Source organism: Citrobacter sp. S55_ASV_140 (assembly GCF_018919505.1).
GTDB lineage: Bacteria > Pseudomonadota > Gammaproteobacteria > Enterobacterales > Enterobacteriaceae > Citrobacter > Citrobacter werkmanii.
Map to the genome: position 1 here is coordinate 1 of NZ_JAHLQZ010000454.1, position 305 is coordinate 305.

General features: G+C 42.3%; 1 pseudogene. It reads left to right on the forward strand.

Annotated features, from left to right (window positions below):
• Positions 1-305: pseudogene (locus KQJ18_RS24500) on the forward strand (hypothetical protein); the annotation flags it as partial.

A 305-nucleotide genomic window follows, 5' to 3' on the forward strand; every position in this document is an offset into this window, starting at 1 on the left:
ATATAACCATGAACTTCTCGCTGAACGCGCGAGAAATATACCGCTGTACCTACATGCTTATGCCTTTCATCTGAATATGCGCTATGAGAGAGTCCTTCCTGGCGATCTTCTGGATATTGCATATCAGCAAAAATTAAAAGGTGTAAAAATACATGTTGAGGATGGTGAATCCCAGTCACTGCAGAAACTAAACGATCGACAGTTACACGATTTTAAAGAAAAGGCCAAAAAATATAATTTGGATGTGCATATCGAAACGAGCGCATCGGACAAGGCGACGTTGACGGATGCGATCCGTATTGCCG